This is a genomic window from Leptospira bouyouniensis (assembly GCF_004769525.1).
Taxonomy (GTDB): Bacteria; Spirochaetota; Leptospiria; order Leptospirales; family Leptospiraceae; genus Leptospira_A; species Leptospira_A bouyouniensis.
Window position 1 is genome coordinate 200937 of sequence record NZ_RQFT01000001.1, and the last position, 14954, is coordinate 215890.

The 14954-nt window shown below is 37.1% G+C and carries 14 protein-coding genes; 6 read left to right on the plus strand and 8 right to left on the minus strand.

Annotation, left to right across the window (positions count from 1 at the left end; translation table 11 throughout):
• Positions 1-31: 31 nt before the first annotated feature.
• Positions 32-1159, minus strand: a complete 1128-nt coding sequence (locus EHQ43_RS00960; RefSeq protein WP_135742639.1) for an Lsa36 family surface (lipo)protein — start codon at positions 1157-1159, stop codon at positions 32-34.
• Positions 1160-1212: 53 nt separating this feature from the next.
• Positions 1213-2133: a DMT family transporter gene (locus EHQ43_RS00965; protein ID WP_135742638.1), complete on the minus strand. Its 921-nt coding sequence runs from the start codon at positions 2131-2133 to the stop codon at positions 1213-1215.
• A 44-nt stretch (positions 2134-2177) separates the two neighbouring features.
• Between EHQ43_RS00965 and EHQ43_RS00970 the strand changes: the two genes are divergently transcribed.
• Positions 2178-2453, plus strand: a complete 276-nt coding sequence (locus EHQ43_RS00970) for a hypothetical protein (RefSeq protein ID WP_135742637.1) — start codon at positions 2178-2180, stop codon at positions 2451-2453.
• A 38-nt stretch (positions 2454-2491) separates the two neighbouring features.
• Here the strand turns inward: EHQ43_RS00970 and EHQ43_RS00975 are convergent, their stop codons facing one another.
• Positions 2492-2770, minus strand: a complete 279-nt coding sequence (locus EHQ43_RS00975; RefSeq protein ID WP_012476661.1) for a TIGR04454 family lipoprotein — start codon at positions 2768-2770, stop codon at positions 2492-2494.
• A gap of 66 nt (positions 2771-2836) precedes the next feature.
• On the opposite strand from EHQ43_RS00975, the gene EHQ43_RS00980 reads away from it, so the two are divergent.
• The 5 genes from EHQ43_RS00980 to EHQ43_RS01000 all read left to right on the plus strand — a co-directional run bounded on the left by EHQ43_RS00980 (position 2837) and on the right by EHQ43_RS01000 (position 10421).
• Positions 2837-3187, plus strand: a complete 351-nt coding sequence (locus tag EHQ43_RS00980) for a VOC family protein (protein ID WP_135742636.1) — start codon at positions 2837-2839, stop codon at positions 3185-3187.
• A 59-nt stretch (positions 3188-3246) separates the two neighbouring features.
• Positions 3247-5307 (plus strand): methyl-accepting chemotaxis protein, encoded by a 2061-nt coding sequence (locus tag EHQ43_RS00985; protein ID WP_135769898.1) that lies wholly within the window; start codon positions 3247-3249, stop codon positions 5305-5307.
• A 6-nt stretch (positions 5308-5313) separates the two neighbouring features.
• Positions 5314-7389 (plus strand): methyl-accepting chemotaxis protein, encoded by a 2076-nt coding sequence (locus EHQ43_RS00990; RefSeq protein ID WP_135769899.1) that lies wholly within the window; start codon positions 5314-5316, stop codon positions 7387-7389.
• Between the two features lie 291 nt (positions 7390-7680).
• Positions 7681-9462, plus strand: coding sequence for a M61 family metallopeptidase (locus EHQ43_RS00995; protein ID WP_135769900.1), 1782 nt, complete (start codon positions 7681-7683; stop codon positions 9460-9462).
• Entirely contained in the window at positions 9462-10421 is a 960-nt protein-coding gene (locus EHQ43_RS01000; RefSeq protein WP_135742632.1) for a magnesium transporter CorA family protein, read from the plus strand. Before EHQ43_RS00995 ends, EHQ43_RS01000 begins: the two co-directional genes overlap by 1 nt.
• A gap of 19 nt (positions 10422-10440) precedes the next feature.
• Here the strand turns inward: EHQ43_RS01000 and EHQ43_RS01005 are convergent, their stop codons facing one another.
• From EHQ43_RS01005 to efp, 5 genes are read right to left on the minus strand one after another with little or no spacing between them, the layout of a single operon-like run.
• The gene (locus EHQ43_RS01005; protein WP_135742631.1) at positions 10441-12255 is read right to left on the minus strand and encodes a hypothetical protein; all 1815 of its coding nucleotides are present in this window, start codon (positions 12253-12255) and stop codon (positions 10441-10443) included.
• 3 nt (positions 12256-12258) lie between these two features.
• Positions 12259-12996 (minus strand): SDR family NAD(P)-dependent oxidoreductase, encoded by a 738-nt coding sequence (locus tag EHQ43_RS01010; RefSeq protein ID WP_135742630.1) that lies wholly within the window; start codon positions 12994-12996, stop codon positions 12259-12261.
• Between the two features lie 5 nt (positions 12997-13001).
• Positions 13002-13736, minus strand: coding sequence for an SDR family oxidoreductase (locus EHQ43_RS01015; protein WP_135769901.1), 735 nt, complete (start codon positions 13734-13736; stop codon positions 13002-13004).
• Positions 13733-14362, minus strand: coding sequence for a methylthioribulose 1-phosphate dehydratase (gene mtnB / locus EHQ43_RS01020; protein ID WP_135769902.1), 630 nt, complete (start codon positions 14360-14362; stop codon positions 13733-13735). The genes EHQ43_RS01015 and mtnB overlap by 4 nt, the downstream gene beginning before the upstream one ends.
• A 2-nt stretch (positions 14363-14364) precedes the next feature.
• Positions 14365-14931 carry an elongation factor P gene (gene efp, locus EHQ43_RS01025; protein WP_039929510.1) on the minus strand — a complete coding sequence of 189 codons (567 nt, stop codon included), beginning with the start codon at positions 14929-14931 and terminating at the stop codon, positions 14365-14367.
• Positions 14932-14954 lie beyond the last annotated feature (23 nt).

The window sequence follows — 14954 nt, forward strand, 5'->3', positions numbered from 1 at the left end:
GGCAAGGTTTTATGGTTTTCCCCGAAGATTTCTAGAAGCTAAGTTTGAGACCAAGGTTTGCTGAATACAGGTCTTTCCCACCATACAATCCCTCAGCAATGACCTTGAGCATAAATAAATCTAATTCCAAACCAACGATCCCATACCCAATCCCACGTTTGGAATTAGATTCCCCGCTCGCCCGAAAGCCGAGAGTGGCATTCGGATTTTGTGCTAAAAGTTGTTGGTCGAGGACTGCTTGGTATTCTCTCGGCAATTCGATGGGGAGTGACTCATTGGCAGAGATGATAAAGGGTCCTCGTCTAGAAAGTGAGGCAGAGTTATGACCGGAATTCCAACTATAACCACCACCAACGATTAAGTTTGCCACCCAAAATAAACCAATTCCAGTGCGTAAGTCTACATTGGTAGTTTGGACTTTGGTATTAAATAGAAAATTAGTATCACCACCCCACTTTCCTTTCACTCCTTGGAACTCTACTTGTGCGGCTTTCCCTTCCAAATAACTGAGGCTCATATTTTGTTCCATCACATGGTGGCCCACACCAATATTGAGTCCATTCCATGTAATCAGGTTCATGAGAAATCCTTCTTTTTCCATGAGTTGGTAACGTAACATCCCACCATACGACCGTACGGCGATCCTTCCTTCGTAATTCTTGTTATTCGATGCAGCTTGGATCTGGTCTTGGGTTACAGCGACATTCATCCCATGCAAAAAAATTCCGATCCGGCGGATATAACCACCTTCTTCCGTACCAAGTAACCAACCTGGATTGATGTCCAAATGGAAGGATGGAATGACAGCCCCTCCCACATTGGGAAGTTTTGGGTATTTGATTAAATCATCTTGGATTTGGATATCGTCTTTTTTATAACCTGCCGCAGAGGCGCTCACACCTAATTGGATGCGGCGTACAGTACCTGTACCAATATTACTTGCACCCACATTCGCTAAGAACCCAGCTTCCAAATTTGTTTTTAAGACTTCGTTTAAATAACCAGTTTCAAATTTTTTAAGTGCCGAATTACCCGTTTCAGTTAACGGAGAAGGTAAAAAACTACAAGCAGAACCTTCACAAGTGAATTGGGCATAAAGTTCTGATTGAGTGAACGATGTGACCAAAACAAAGGAAAGGAAAACGATTCTAAATTTCATATAGATCCTTGATTCTCTACTCTAAATCAACAATTGGAAAGTAATTTTCTCTCTCAAACTGAGACTTCTTTTGGTTTTTTTGCTGTACTGATCCAAAAAACTCCCATGAGTACAAATAAAGTTCCAATGCTATGAACAATTGTAATTGGTTCGTCCAAGAAGAGATAGGCCAAAAATAAAGTCGACATCGGTCCAATGGATCCAACTATCGCAGCTGTTTTACTTCCTACACGTTTGATCCCTTCCGATACAAAAACCGCTGGTACAACAGTATTGACAGTACCCATCACGAATGCCAAAACATAAAATGAAAGTGGTTGGATGAGTTCTTGATAAGTTCCGAATATGAAAAAATGAATGAACACTACAATAGATGAAATGATGAGTGCCCATGCCGTAAATCTCTTTGAACCTAACTTTGGAATGATAGATCCACTTCCCATAAGATAGATGGCATAAGTTAAAGCTGATAATAAAATAAAAAAGGCACCGAGGCTCACATCCTTTGGTGAACCCAATTGGACATCTTGTCCATAGGCTAAAAATACACCTGTATATGTAAGGATAAGAGAAAAAATTTCTCTTAGATGGATTTTCTTTTTCAGAAAGAAAAAAGATAATAAAACAACAAGTGTAGGATAAATAAATAAGATGATTCGTTCAAGGCCAGCGCTTATGTATTTGAGCCCAACAAAATCAAATAAACTGGCAAGATAATACCCAACTACTCCCATCAGAAGTACGTTCCAATAGTCTTTTTTTGTTAAGTTTGGTTTTGTTGTTCCGTTTTCAGCTGACCATGCCATCCAAACTAAAAATGGGAAAGCAAATAACATTCTAAAAAACAAAGAACCAATCGCTGATATTTCATACCGATAGGTTAATTTGACAACCACTGCCTTGGCACTAAAAAGGAGAGCGCCGATAAGAACAAACGCCACACCTTTCCATTCAACATGTGTATTTTCTTTCACAAATCCATCCTGAAAATCGGTAAAAATCCCGATAGTTTTATTGGATGATTCGTTATTTGGTTTTAGTCATTTTTCTATTGGTAAATATTTCTGTTTTCACAGAACCAAATGAAGAAATTTCCAAACCATTGTTACGTGTGTTTCCAACGTTTCGTCCTGAAGAATGCGAGGATTGGGCGATTATGCCTTTTGTTTGTAAACGATGTTTGTGGGAAGGCAAACGATATGCACAAGAAATTCGTTTTTATGATGATGGCCCCTTTAGAACTCACGGATGTTATACGGAGAAGAAGGGATTTGAAGTTTTAGGAGAAAAATAAAAAACCGGGAATCGAAACTCCCGGTATTCGAAAGTGAATTATTTTTTTACACAGCCCATAATGCCAGCGATTCCTGGAGCATTTTTTAAGCAGTTTGGATCAAATTTTCCTTCCATACATTGGTCGATCATTTTTTGTTTGCCTTGTTGTAAACCTGCAAGAACGGGAGCTGCTGCTGGGTTCTTTTTAGCTTCTTCTTCAATTTGAGTGAAAGTGCTTGCTAATGCAGATTCACACTCTTCTTGGGTATACACTTTGGATTTACAATTCGCCAAAAATAGCCCGAGAGCGAGCGCAAGGATAAGAGATTTTTTCATGAAAAACTCCGATGAAATAGATTTCCTGTTAGTATCTTTTTTACAAAGGGATTTGAAAACAAAAAAATGATCCACCATATTGCCATTGGAACACTCCATCCAAGCCTCTTGGCTGACTTTTACCTACAATTGCCTGGAGCAAAACAATCGAAAGTACACTATTTTGAATCGGGAGAGATCCGTTCTATTTGGATCCAACTTGGGGCTGTGATTTTGATGTTGGAAAAAGGAAAAAATGAATCTCCGAAAAAACTAGTATTCTCTCTAGAGAATTCAAACCAAACCGCTTGGAAGGAATTTTTGACTACGATTTCGGTCCTCGAACGAACAGAATTTACCGTTTACTTTGAAGATCCAGATGGAAATGGTCTGGGTCTCAGTTCCTACCCACAAAAACTTCCAAATCTTTGGAAATGAGTTGAGAAAACCAAATTCTATACCTAATGTAACCCTCACTCGAGGGATTTTTTTTACAAATGAACATCAAACAAAAGTTAGCTCTTGGATCTTCGGTGATCACATTATTATCACTTGGTGTCATCCTAACTCTGATTTCTTATGTCATTTATAAAAATGCCAAAGAAGATGCTCTGGAAAAAATATCGATCCTTGCTGACAAAATTTCTCTCGATGTCGGCAATTATTTATCTGCTCCTTTAAATGAAGCATACCTACTCAAACAAATCCTCCAAGAACCCAATCTTTTAGATAGAGACAGAGTCTTCAAAACTCTTACTATTATGTCAAATTCGAATGAATCTATTCTTGGAACATATGTTGTATTTGAACCCAATACATTTGATGGCAAAGATATTAACTTTCGTAATGCGAAGTACCATGATCAAACTGGTAGATTGATTCCATATGCTGTTAAATCAAAGGGAAAAATCATTATAGAACCAGTTGTTGGTTACGAATTACCAGAATCTGATTTTTACCAACTCCCTAAAAAAAACAAAAAAGTCGAACTCATCCCTCCGTTTGATTATAAAGTTGATGGGACTGATGTCACCATGATCTCTCTCGTGTATCCGGTAATCCAAAATCAAAAATTTATAGGGATTGCTGGTGCCGATTTATCATTAACGACCATTCGATCGTATTTACAAAATTTAAAAGTATTGGAAGGCAGTGTTAAAATCACACTCGTTGCAAGCAATGGTTATGTACTATTTAATGGATTACACCCTGAATCGAAAAATACTCATTGGGAAGACAAAGAAGATCCAAATATAAATCTTGCGATGTCCACAAACCAAAAACAAAATTATGTGAATTCAGATTATTTCCATGTAAGTTTACCGATATCACTGGTTGAAAACACTGCACCCTGGACACTTAGAATTTCTTATCCCCAAGAAAAAATAACAAACGAAATCCAATTTATTTTTTGGTTTGCCCTCGCACTTGGTTTTACCGGGATTTTATTTTCTACACTCGCAAACATCATCATCTTTAGAAAGTTAGTTGATAGTAGGCTTCAAAACCTAATTTCTTTTACCAAAGAAGCAGCGAGTGGCAACTTATCAAAAGAAATTAATGACAACAAAAAAGATGAAATTGGGAATTTAGTGGAAGCCATCATAGCGATGGTAACAAACATACGTCATATTTTAAGCGTTGCTCAAAGTTCAGGAAATGATTTAAAAGATAGTTCCATGTTAATGGAAAATACGATCATAGAACTATCTGATTTAGCACAAAGCCAAGCTGCTTCTTCTGAACAAGCAAGTGCCACTGTGGAAGAACTCAATGCTTCCTCTGAAACAATTAATGCAAATGTAGAACAAGCTGTTTCAAATTCGAAATCAATCCATTCTTCCCTTCTCGAAATTCAAAAACTCGTACAAAACATCACAAACGAAGTGGAAAATTTTGGTCAAATTGCAAAAGGAGCTAACCTCAAAGCCGAAGAAGGAAGAACGATGGCAAGTCTTACCTCGCAAGCTATTGAAGAAATCCAAGAAAAATCATTATCAATCACTGAGTTTTCTGATGTTATTTCTAATATTTCCGAAAAAACAAGCTTACTTGCGTTAAATGCTGCAATCGAAGCAGCGAGAGCTGGGGAATCCGGAAGAGGATTCGCAGTTGTTGCAGAAGAAATCTCAAAACTAGCATCACAAGCCGCAGCATCCGTTTCCCAAATCAATTCCTTATCAGAAAAAGCATTAGAATCCATTCAAAACGGTGGGAACCAAGTCTCCAAGTTGATTGCACTACTCCAAGAAATTATTAGAGAAGTATCTGTCATTTTTGAAAAGGCTTCTGATATTGTCCCTCTCATCCAAGATCAAAAAACAAGAACCGACCAAATTTATGCCGAAATTGAAGAAATCACTTCACTGGTAGAATCCATCCAACAATCCACGGAAGAACAAAAAAGGGCTACATCTGAACTCTCCAATATGACAATTAATATATCTAACGGTTCACAAATTTTATCTGACCAATCTGAAACAATGTCTGGGAACTCTCTTCGTATGACAGGGATTAGTGCAAAGATTTCCGAAATTTTACAAAAATTTAATCTGTAGGTAACTATGTCGATCAAAAAGAAAATCATTTTCATTTCACTTGCTGTGATTTCTTTCATCATTGCAGGGATTATGATTGTCCTTTCGATGGTTGTGAGATCGACATTACTTCACAATCTTGAAGAAGACACAACTTACATTTCTTCCAAAATTATCAGTGATATCTCGCATACACTCAAAACGCCACTGAACAAAACTTTTGCATTTCGTAAATCATATGAAAATGGAAATCTTAGTTCCAGAGCGGAATCCATCCAATACTTAAAGTCTCTGATCAAAGAAAAAGATATAGCATTTGCTACTTATTGTGCCTTTGAACCAAACGCATTTGATGGGAAAGATAATTCATATCGTAACTCACCAAATCATGACAATACTGGTAGATTCATTCCATACGTCTTCCGCGATGGAGATAAAATTTTCACGGAAGCTCTAAAAGATATTGATGATCCAATCCAAGGTGAGTTTTACCAAAAACCAAAGGCAACACTTAATACGAGTATCACGTCACCATATATTTACAAAGCAGGAAAATCCGAAATTTTCATTGTTTCGATCTTGGAACCAATACTTCGGAATGGAAAGTTCATTGGTATTTCAGGAATTGACATTAGCCTAACTACAATTAAATCCTACTTAGATTCATTAAAATTTGCAGACAGTGAAGGTAAAATTACACTCATATCTGACAATCACTTAGTTTTATACGATGGATTCACTCACCTTTCAGAAGGATTGGATTTTCGTTCTGCGGCAGATCCTTATTTTTATGATCGAATCAAAAATAAAGACGCTAGTATTTATGAATTTTACGATTATTTCCATGTTGCCATTCCCATCACGATCATTGAAAAAAATGATCCATGGTTTGTTCGTATCTCCGTTCCCAAATCACAAATCCAATCCACACTTAATTCAATTATTTTTGTCACCATTGGTCTTGGAATATTGGGTGTTGTTCTTTCTATATTATCAATTTTCTTCAGCTTCCAAAGGTTAGTTGACCGACGTATCCAATCGATTAATTCCTCAACAGGAAAAGTTGCGTCAGGTGATTTAAGGCAACTCATCAAAATTGACCAGGTAGATGAGTTGGGAAGTATCATGGTATCTTTGAACCAAATGATCGAACATTTGAGAAAACTGATCCGCATCGCCCAAAAATCTTCAGGGAAAATCAGTGAAACCACAGAAAAAATTCAGAATACAATCACAGAACTCACAGATTTGGCCCAAAACCAAGCAGCATCTTCCGAAGAAGCAAGTGCGACCGTTGAAGAATTAAATGCTTCCTCAGAAACCATTCATAGCAATGTTCTCAGTGCTGTCGAAAATACAGAGACCATTCATCAGTCGTTAGGTGATATCCAAAATCTAATGAAAAAAATCTTAGATAAAGTAAATACTTTTGGCGAAATTTCCGTCCGCGCCAACCTAAATGCTGAAGAAGGACGTTCCATGGCAAAAGAAACATCTCTTGCCATTAGAGAAATCCAAGAAAAATCTAAAACCATCACAGCTTTTTCAAATGTGATATCTGATATTGCAAAAAGGACCGGTTTACTTGCGTTAAATGCCGCAATCGAAGCTGCAAGGGCTGGAGAATCAGGGAAAGGATTTGCCGTCGTGGCCGAAGAAATTACAAAACTGGCAAGCCAATCTGCAGAATCTGTGTCGCAGATCAATACACTTTCTCAGGAAGCACTGGATTCCATCGAACGAGGAAACCAACAAGTAGAACGATTAGTTGAAGTATTAAAAAAAATTACTGATGAAGTTTCACTGATCTTTTTATCCTCGAATGAAATAGGACCACTCATTGAAGACCAAAGTTCTCGCACAGAAAGTATTTATACAGAAGTGGTTGAAATCACAGAACAAGTAAAGTCAATACAACTATCCACAGAAGAACAACAAAGAGCGACAAACGAATTGGCAAGCATGACCATCAACATTTCCAATGGCTCACAAGTTTTGTCTGACCAGTCTTCATCCATGGCAGAAAATGCGGAGAGATTGGGTCAAGTGATCAATACCTTGGATGAATTGCTGAAGACCTTTCGGATTGAAAAAGAAATTTAAAACAGTAGGAACTAAAAAAACCAAAAAGAAGTTCTTTCCAAGCGACTGCGAAATGCCCGAAGGAGACCACCCATTCGGAACTTGGAAAGACTGTGTCTGGTCGGTTTTGCAACAAAGCACTGGCGTTATTGCCCAGCCACCTCGCGGGTCAAAAATCTTTTGTTGTAACAACTACTATCCAAATGGACCACCTCCTTTGCTCATACCTTAGCTAGACCTTTTCTAGTACCCTTCAGATTTTTGGTCAAGAAAACATTTGATTAAAACTAAAATAAAAGAAGATAGTGTACTATGGGAAAAGAGTTAGAAGGGAAAACAATCTCTTTGGATGATCAGTCTAAGCCAACACTCCAACTACAATTTGAAGTTAGTATTTTTGACCTTTACAAACACTACTACCAAGTCCGTTTATTTGTAGAAACAAATCAAAAAGAAATCACCTTTTGTCTGCCGAGTTGGACTCCTGGATCTTATATGATTCGTGATTATGCGACCCACTTACATAAGTTTGAGGTGTATAACTCCATCACGAAAGAACCAGTTTTTTGGGAAATGGTGGATTTACACCGATGGAAATTAAACCAACTCCCACCTAAATTTGAAATCACTTACATCATTTATGCGTTTGAAGATTTTACTGTGCGTACCAACTACTTAGAAACCGAGTTTGGTTTTATCAATCCACCTGCACTCTTTTTGTACCCAGAAGGAAAACTTGATACCGAATCCAGTCTGGAATTCAAAGTATCTGATACATTCCCAAATATTTATACAAGTTTACCAAGGGATGAAAACAATCCTCATCGATTTTATTCCAAACACTTTGATGATCTCTTCGATTCGCCATTCCATTTGAGTAAAAAAAATTCGGTATTTTTCTCTGCTGGCACGACAAAACATGAGTTGCTCGTTGAAGGAGATATTCCTTTCGATTTCAAAACCAAACTTGCAAATGACTTACAAAAAATCACGGAAACTCAAATTCACTGGATGGGAGAAAGTCCAAATCAATATTATTTATTCGTATTAAACTTAAGTTTGCCGGCATACGGTGGGCTCGAACACAAGGCATCAAGTATCAATTACTTTAACCCTGAACTAATTCATGATGACGAAGAATACAAACGATTATTAGAACTTTTATCACATGAATACTTTCATCTCTGGAACATCAAAAGAATACGACCTTTAGCACTTGGTCCTTTTGATTACCAAAAGCCAAATTTGACAAAAGAACTTTGGATCGCTGAAGGATTTACGAGTTTTTATGATGCTTATTTTTTGTTCCATTCAGGTTTTTTGAGCTTAGATGAATACTTAACAAAGCTCCAATCCGATATCTTTTCTTTAGAAGACAATGAAGCCGATTTTTGGATGAGTTTAGAAGAATCCTCTTTTACGGCATGGACCAAATATTACAAACGAAATGGGAACAGCCATAATATTACTGTTTCTTATTATACAAAAGGTGGAGTACTTGCCTTATGTATGAACTTGTTCTTATTACATGAATCAAAAGAGAAAAAAACCATTCGTCATGTCTTCCAAAAGCTTTATGAAGTCTTTGCAATTGAAAAACAAAGAGGATTCACCAAACAAGAGTTTTTTGAAATAGTAAAGGATGTGACAGGTGTTGATTTAAAATTAGAGTTTAATGAATATCTAGAATTCCCAACACCTATTCCAGTTGATTATTATCTTGATTTGATTGGAATCCACCGAATCCAAACAGACTTGATTGGTGATACTGGTTTTAAAACCAAAGAAAAAAACGGGAATCTATTTGTGCAAAAGATCCAACACAAATCAAATTCAGAATCCTTTGATTTAATGTTAGATGATGAGATTTTAGCGATTAATGGAAAACGTGCGAGTTATTCATATTTACAAAAATTGGAAAAAAATCTTAGGCCTGGAGAAAAGTTCCATCTGATCCTATCTCGGGCGGGGAAAATTAAAGAAACAATGGTGACTGCTTCTGGGTATTATAAAACTAGGAAATTCATCGTTTCAGAAGATTGTAGTGTAGAAAAAAAAGAACTCAGAGAATACTTTTTAAGGAATATAGTCTAATGCCTGCTTTATTTAATTATATCTTAACTCCTTCCTCAAAAGAAGAAGTATTATTAGATACTCCACTCCCTCTTTCTCATAAACATCCAAAACATTGGATCCATATCACTGCGGAAAACGAAGAAAAACTTACCTTTTTGTTCCAAAAACACAATATCCACCAATTAACAATTGAAGATATTTTAAACCCTAATAGCCGGATCAAATTAGAAAAATTCCCCAATTATATATTTTTTATTTTCAGAGGATTCCATTATGAAAGAAACCAACTGACTTTAAAAAATTTCAACTTTATCTTAACTCCAAATCAAATCATCTCACTCACGTTAGATTACAGAGATAGTATCGGGAATATGATTGAAGATTGGAAAACTAACAACAAAGTACTATCGAAAGGATACGAATTTATCGTACATAAAATTTTAGATATTGAAACAGATCATACATTAGCAATCACACAAAAAATCGAGGAAAGAATCGATCATTTTGAAGATCAAATTTTTAGTAATGCCAAATCTCTTGATATCAGTAATGTTTATAGCCTTAGATCTAGTTTACTTTCAATCAAAAAAGGAATGTTACAAAATAAAGAAGTATTGGAAGATTTAGAAAAAATCAAAAATAGTTTTTTTAGTGATGAAGCTGATGCATTCTTTCGCGATGTGAGAGACCATTCAATTCGAATTTTGGAACTTGTAGATAGCAATATTGAATCAATCTCATCGGCACTTGAAGCTCATATCGCCATTTCCACAAGAAAAACCAATGAAATTATGAAAATCCTTACCATCATGACAGCCATCATGTTACCGATGTCACTTGTCGCAGGTATTTATGGAATGAATTTTAGGCACATGCCAACATTAGAATGGGAATATGGTTTTGTTTCAGCCATTAGCGCCATGGGGCTACTCGGCTTGTTAATGTTAGTTTATTTTCGAATCAAACGTTGGTATTAACTTGAAGTTAGAAAGGTATTTATACCAAACTTCTAATTTGGGCCAATAATTCAGGTTCTTCTTTCGGTGGGTCAATTTCACCACGAATCCATTGGTTTAGTAATTCCTTTAGACGTTTGTTAATTGTATCAAATTCCGGAGAGTTTGGAAATACAATGATAGAATGGGGTTTGATCGACTTCCCTGTCGTGGACAAAAAGGCAAAATCAGGGATCATTTTTTCTAACGTTTCTGCAGAAAAAGCAGGATAATTCATTCCTAACCAATCCACAGATGGCAAACAATTTTTGTTAAAATATGCATCACTTAACGCAGAGACAAGAGCTTTTTTTAACTGTTGTTTTTTCTCTTTTTCAAGTCGTTCTTCTCTCTCACGAAGTTTTTTCTTAAAAAAGTTTTCTCTTCTTTTTTGGTATAAAAACTGACGATCCATTTGTAAAAATGTGAGAATGGATTTTGCCTTCGCATAACCAGAGTTTACGATTGGAGTGATCCCTAAAAAATAAAATAATTTATAAAACCATGGGATATAATTAAAATACACTGTCTGAAGATTTTTCCCGTATGTTTTGACAAACTCTTCATCTTTGAAGATTGGTTTGAGCTCTTTTTCGTTAAGTTCTAAGATTGCTTTTAGATACAAAATGTATTCTGTGGTAAATCGATAGTTTTGATAGATCAGTGAATTGATTTCTTTGATATTGTTTTGGTTGTTGTTTACAAAAACCGCAATTTTAGAATCGGCATCGTGCCATTCCGCAGAAAGAACCTTTGGATTTTTTCTGAGTAAATCAACAATTACCAAATTATGTTCATCGTCTTTTTCTAAATTGATACGAAGTAATCTTGAATCAAAATCAAATTGGCTATCCAACATTTTCATGTAGACTTTTAGTAACCGATCAACTTCCTTTTTTTTCTCTAACTCAGCAAACTTTACAGCAATTTCAGTGACTTTTTTTAAATTATGAACAAACGAATAAAATCCATTTTCTTTTAAGATTTCTTTGAATCCATATAAAGTATCTACTTTTGCACGAATGATTTCTATATCATTGATTTCGACATCACTTGACCCAGGTGTAAATAATCGATCAAGAGCAAGTCGAATTTCCGAATCAAATGCCTTTGCCAAAGGTTCTACCTTTGTCATTAAATATTCGTTAGCTATGTTTAAAAAATGGGCCGCTTCTTGCTCAGGTACGTAATAAAAACCAATATGAGGTAAAACGATTACTTTTGCCTCTGCCACTAGTTCATCAATGATGAGTCCTCGTGATCGATTTAACATTTCTTTGGATGGTTGGAGTGGAAATTGTTTTGGATCAAGTAATCGGTCTAGTTCATCCCCGGGGCCGTCTTCTTCCTTATAATCAATCTCTACTAGTTTGTTAAGAACATTTCGCCATGTATCTTCTGTTAGGATACGTTTGTTTTGTACATATTGGTAGAGATGTTCTGCAGAACGACCTATCAAAAGTTTATATGGTTCTTCTAGAGGCATTCCACTTGGTAATCCCACTAAAAAAGTAACAAGACGAAGTTCTGCTACATCAGCATCATATTTGATCTCAAAAAGTTGTGTGGCGAGTCCATAATCAATGAGTTCCCAGATCTGATCGAGGGCAGTTTCTCGATCCATTTTGAGTTTTTCAAAATTAGAGTCAGTGGGTCGGAAGAGATGGCCCGCTTCAATGTTTTCTCTGGAACTTTGTACTTCCACTGTTTTCATAATGGACAAAGCTTCTTTTTGTAAAATAATCCCGGACGACCTTCCCAAATGTTCTTTGGTGGTGAGTTGTAAAAAATGATCGTGAGGAGGTGAAATTCTCATAATTTAAATGGCAGTGATTCCACCATCAACAGTCCAATTTGATCCTGTGATGTATCCTGATTCCTTTTGCAAAAGGAAATTCACTACACGGGCAATTTCCGAAGGTTCTGCAATTCGTTTAACGGGAGTTTGGTTGATGATTTTTGTTTTATGATCAGGAACTTGGTCCTCTTGGATCCCCATACTTGTGTCAACATATCCTGGACTCACTGCATTGGCTGTGATTCCAAACTTACCCCACTCATCAGCGATTGATTTGATAAATCCAACTAACCCATGTTTTGAGGCTGAATAAGCAACTGAATTCCCAGAACCAACGATGGACAATGAAGATGCGATTGCAACCATCCTACCGAATTTAAGTTTTTTAAAAATTGGTAATACAACTTTTGAGAGTAAATAAAGACTTGTAAGGTTGATCCGAAAAATGGACTCCCACTCTTCAATCGAAACCTCAGTGATGGGATGATAGGGGCCACCAAACCCAGCTGTATGAACAATTCCATACAATTCACCCATATCGGAAGATTCCATGATGATTTTGGATAAACTCCTTTCGACGACAAAAGGTGTTTCGGAAAGGTCCACTTCTCGGTAGGTTTCTTGTAGAATGGGTTCTTTGGGTCGTACTTTATCAAGATTCCAAACGGAAAACCCCGAAAGGACAAGGGTTCTTACGATTTCCCGTCCTATCCCTCCGCTGCCGCCTGTCACGAGAACAATCGATTCCTTGATTTCCATCGGACTTACAAAATTCCTTTTTTTGGGGTAATGGATAAGTCATCCACAAAGATTGATTTTGGCAACTGCGAAATACACCACAAATACTCGGAAATGTCCGAAACTGAAACCATCTCATTCTTGTCAAATTCAGGTCTCGTGTCCCAAATCTCGGTGGCAACGGCCCCAAGACTCACATGAACCACTTTTGTCCCAAAGGGTTTCCATTCTTCCCGAAGGGCCCTGGCAATCCCAAGTACGGCATGTTTGGAAGCACAGTAGGCAACCGATTCAGGGAAACCTTGTTTGCCGGCCGTGGAACCTAAAAACACAAAGGTTGCATTTGTGAAGAATGGGAGATGTTGAGAATAATACTTCGATAACAAAATGAGTGAATGGACATTGAGCTCAAAATGGGATTCTAATTCTTTTTTTTTTAACAGATCAATGGGTCCAAAAATTCCATCCCCTAAGGCAAAGTAGACAACAAGATCAGGTCGATTGTAAAATGGTGACGTGGGAAGGATATGATGACCAAACAAACTAGTAAGAGAATGTTCGAAGGACCGTAAGTCTTTTTGGTCTGTGGCATCAAATTGGAACGCCCCCGCTTCACCATTCGAAAAATGACTAAGAGGGAGTTTCCCTTTTCTTGAGAATCCAAAAAGGGATGCAGACTTGTCTGCTAAGAATCGATTGTAAAGACCCTCACCGATCCCAGAACCAATTCCAAAAATATGGACATGTTTTTTTTTTGTCATACCCGACGAGCCATCACTTGTAAAAGAAAATGAACCGCTTCCAAATGTTTGTTTGCTTCGGCGATACTTTTCCCCCAAACAGTTGGACCATGCCCTTCAATGAGAAGGAAGGGAACTTTCGGAATTCCCTCTGTCACAAAGTAACGTTTAATTTCATTGGCGATGGTTGGCACATGGGTGTGGTTATAAAACACAGGCATTGTAAGACTTGGTTTTTCATCCCAAATTCCAAACGCTTTGATCATTTCAATTGGAGGGATCGGGATATCACGATACCCTTCCGTTTTCTCAACACCAAACTCGAGTAAGTTGGAATCTAATGTATGGACATGGAGACAAGATCCTACATCTGGCATTTGAGAGTATAATACTTGGTGGATGCTTGTTTCTGCAGAAGGTTTTAACCCTTCCTTGGCACTTACAAGTGTACCGTCCGCAACCGAAACAGATACAAAATCGGTTTCTTTCAGTTCCCCTTTGTGTTTGCCGGAAGCTGTGATCCAAAATTGTTCCCATGAAGAACGATCACGGACAGAAAGGTTTCCGGCAGTAGCATACATCCACTGCCGTTCATAATAAAGATGAGAAAGTTTGGTAATTTCCTGTAAGGAAGTCATCAAATCCAATTCTATTTATTTACGCGCTCCACGTATGACAAATCTCGTAAATCGATTTTGACAGTATCACCTTGTTTGATGAAGATGGGAACTTGGACTTCACCACCGGTTTCCACAGTCACTCGTTTGAGAGCAAGACCAGTCGTATCGCCCTTTAATCCATCTTCAGCATACGTCACTTCCAAGATAGCAAAGTTAGGAGGTGTTACTCCAATTGGTTTGTCATTGTAAAATGAAACTTCTACCGGTGTTTCTTCTTTCATGAAAGGAAGGATGTCTTCCACATAATCTTTGGAAACCGGGATTTGTTCATAATCATTGATGTCCATAAAAATGATTTGGTCACCGTCAGCATAACAATACTGCATCTTACGGCGTTCCAAATCCACACTTTCCAATTTTTCAGCGGCTTTAAAAGTTCTTTCGATTGAAGAATCGCGGACGATGTTTTTAAGTTTGGTACGGATGAATGCAGAACCCTTTCCAGGGTTTACAAATTCTGTTTTGACGACGGAATAAAGCTCATTTTCTATTTTGAGGATCATTCCTTTTTTTACTTCTGTGATGCCTAAGTTCATAATTTCGTTACTCGTAAACAAAA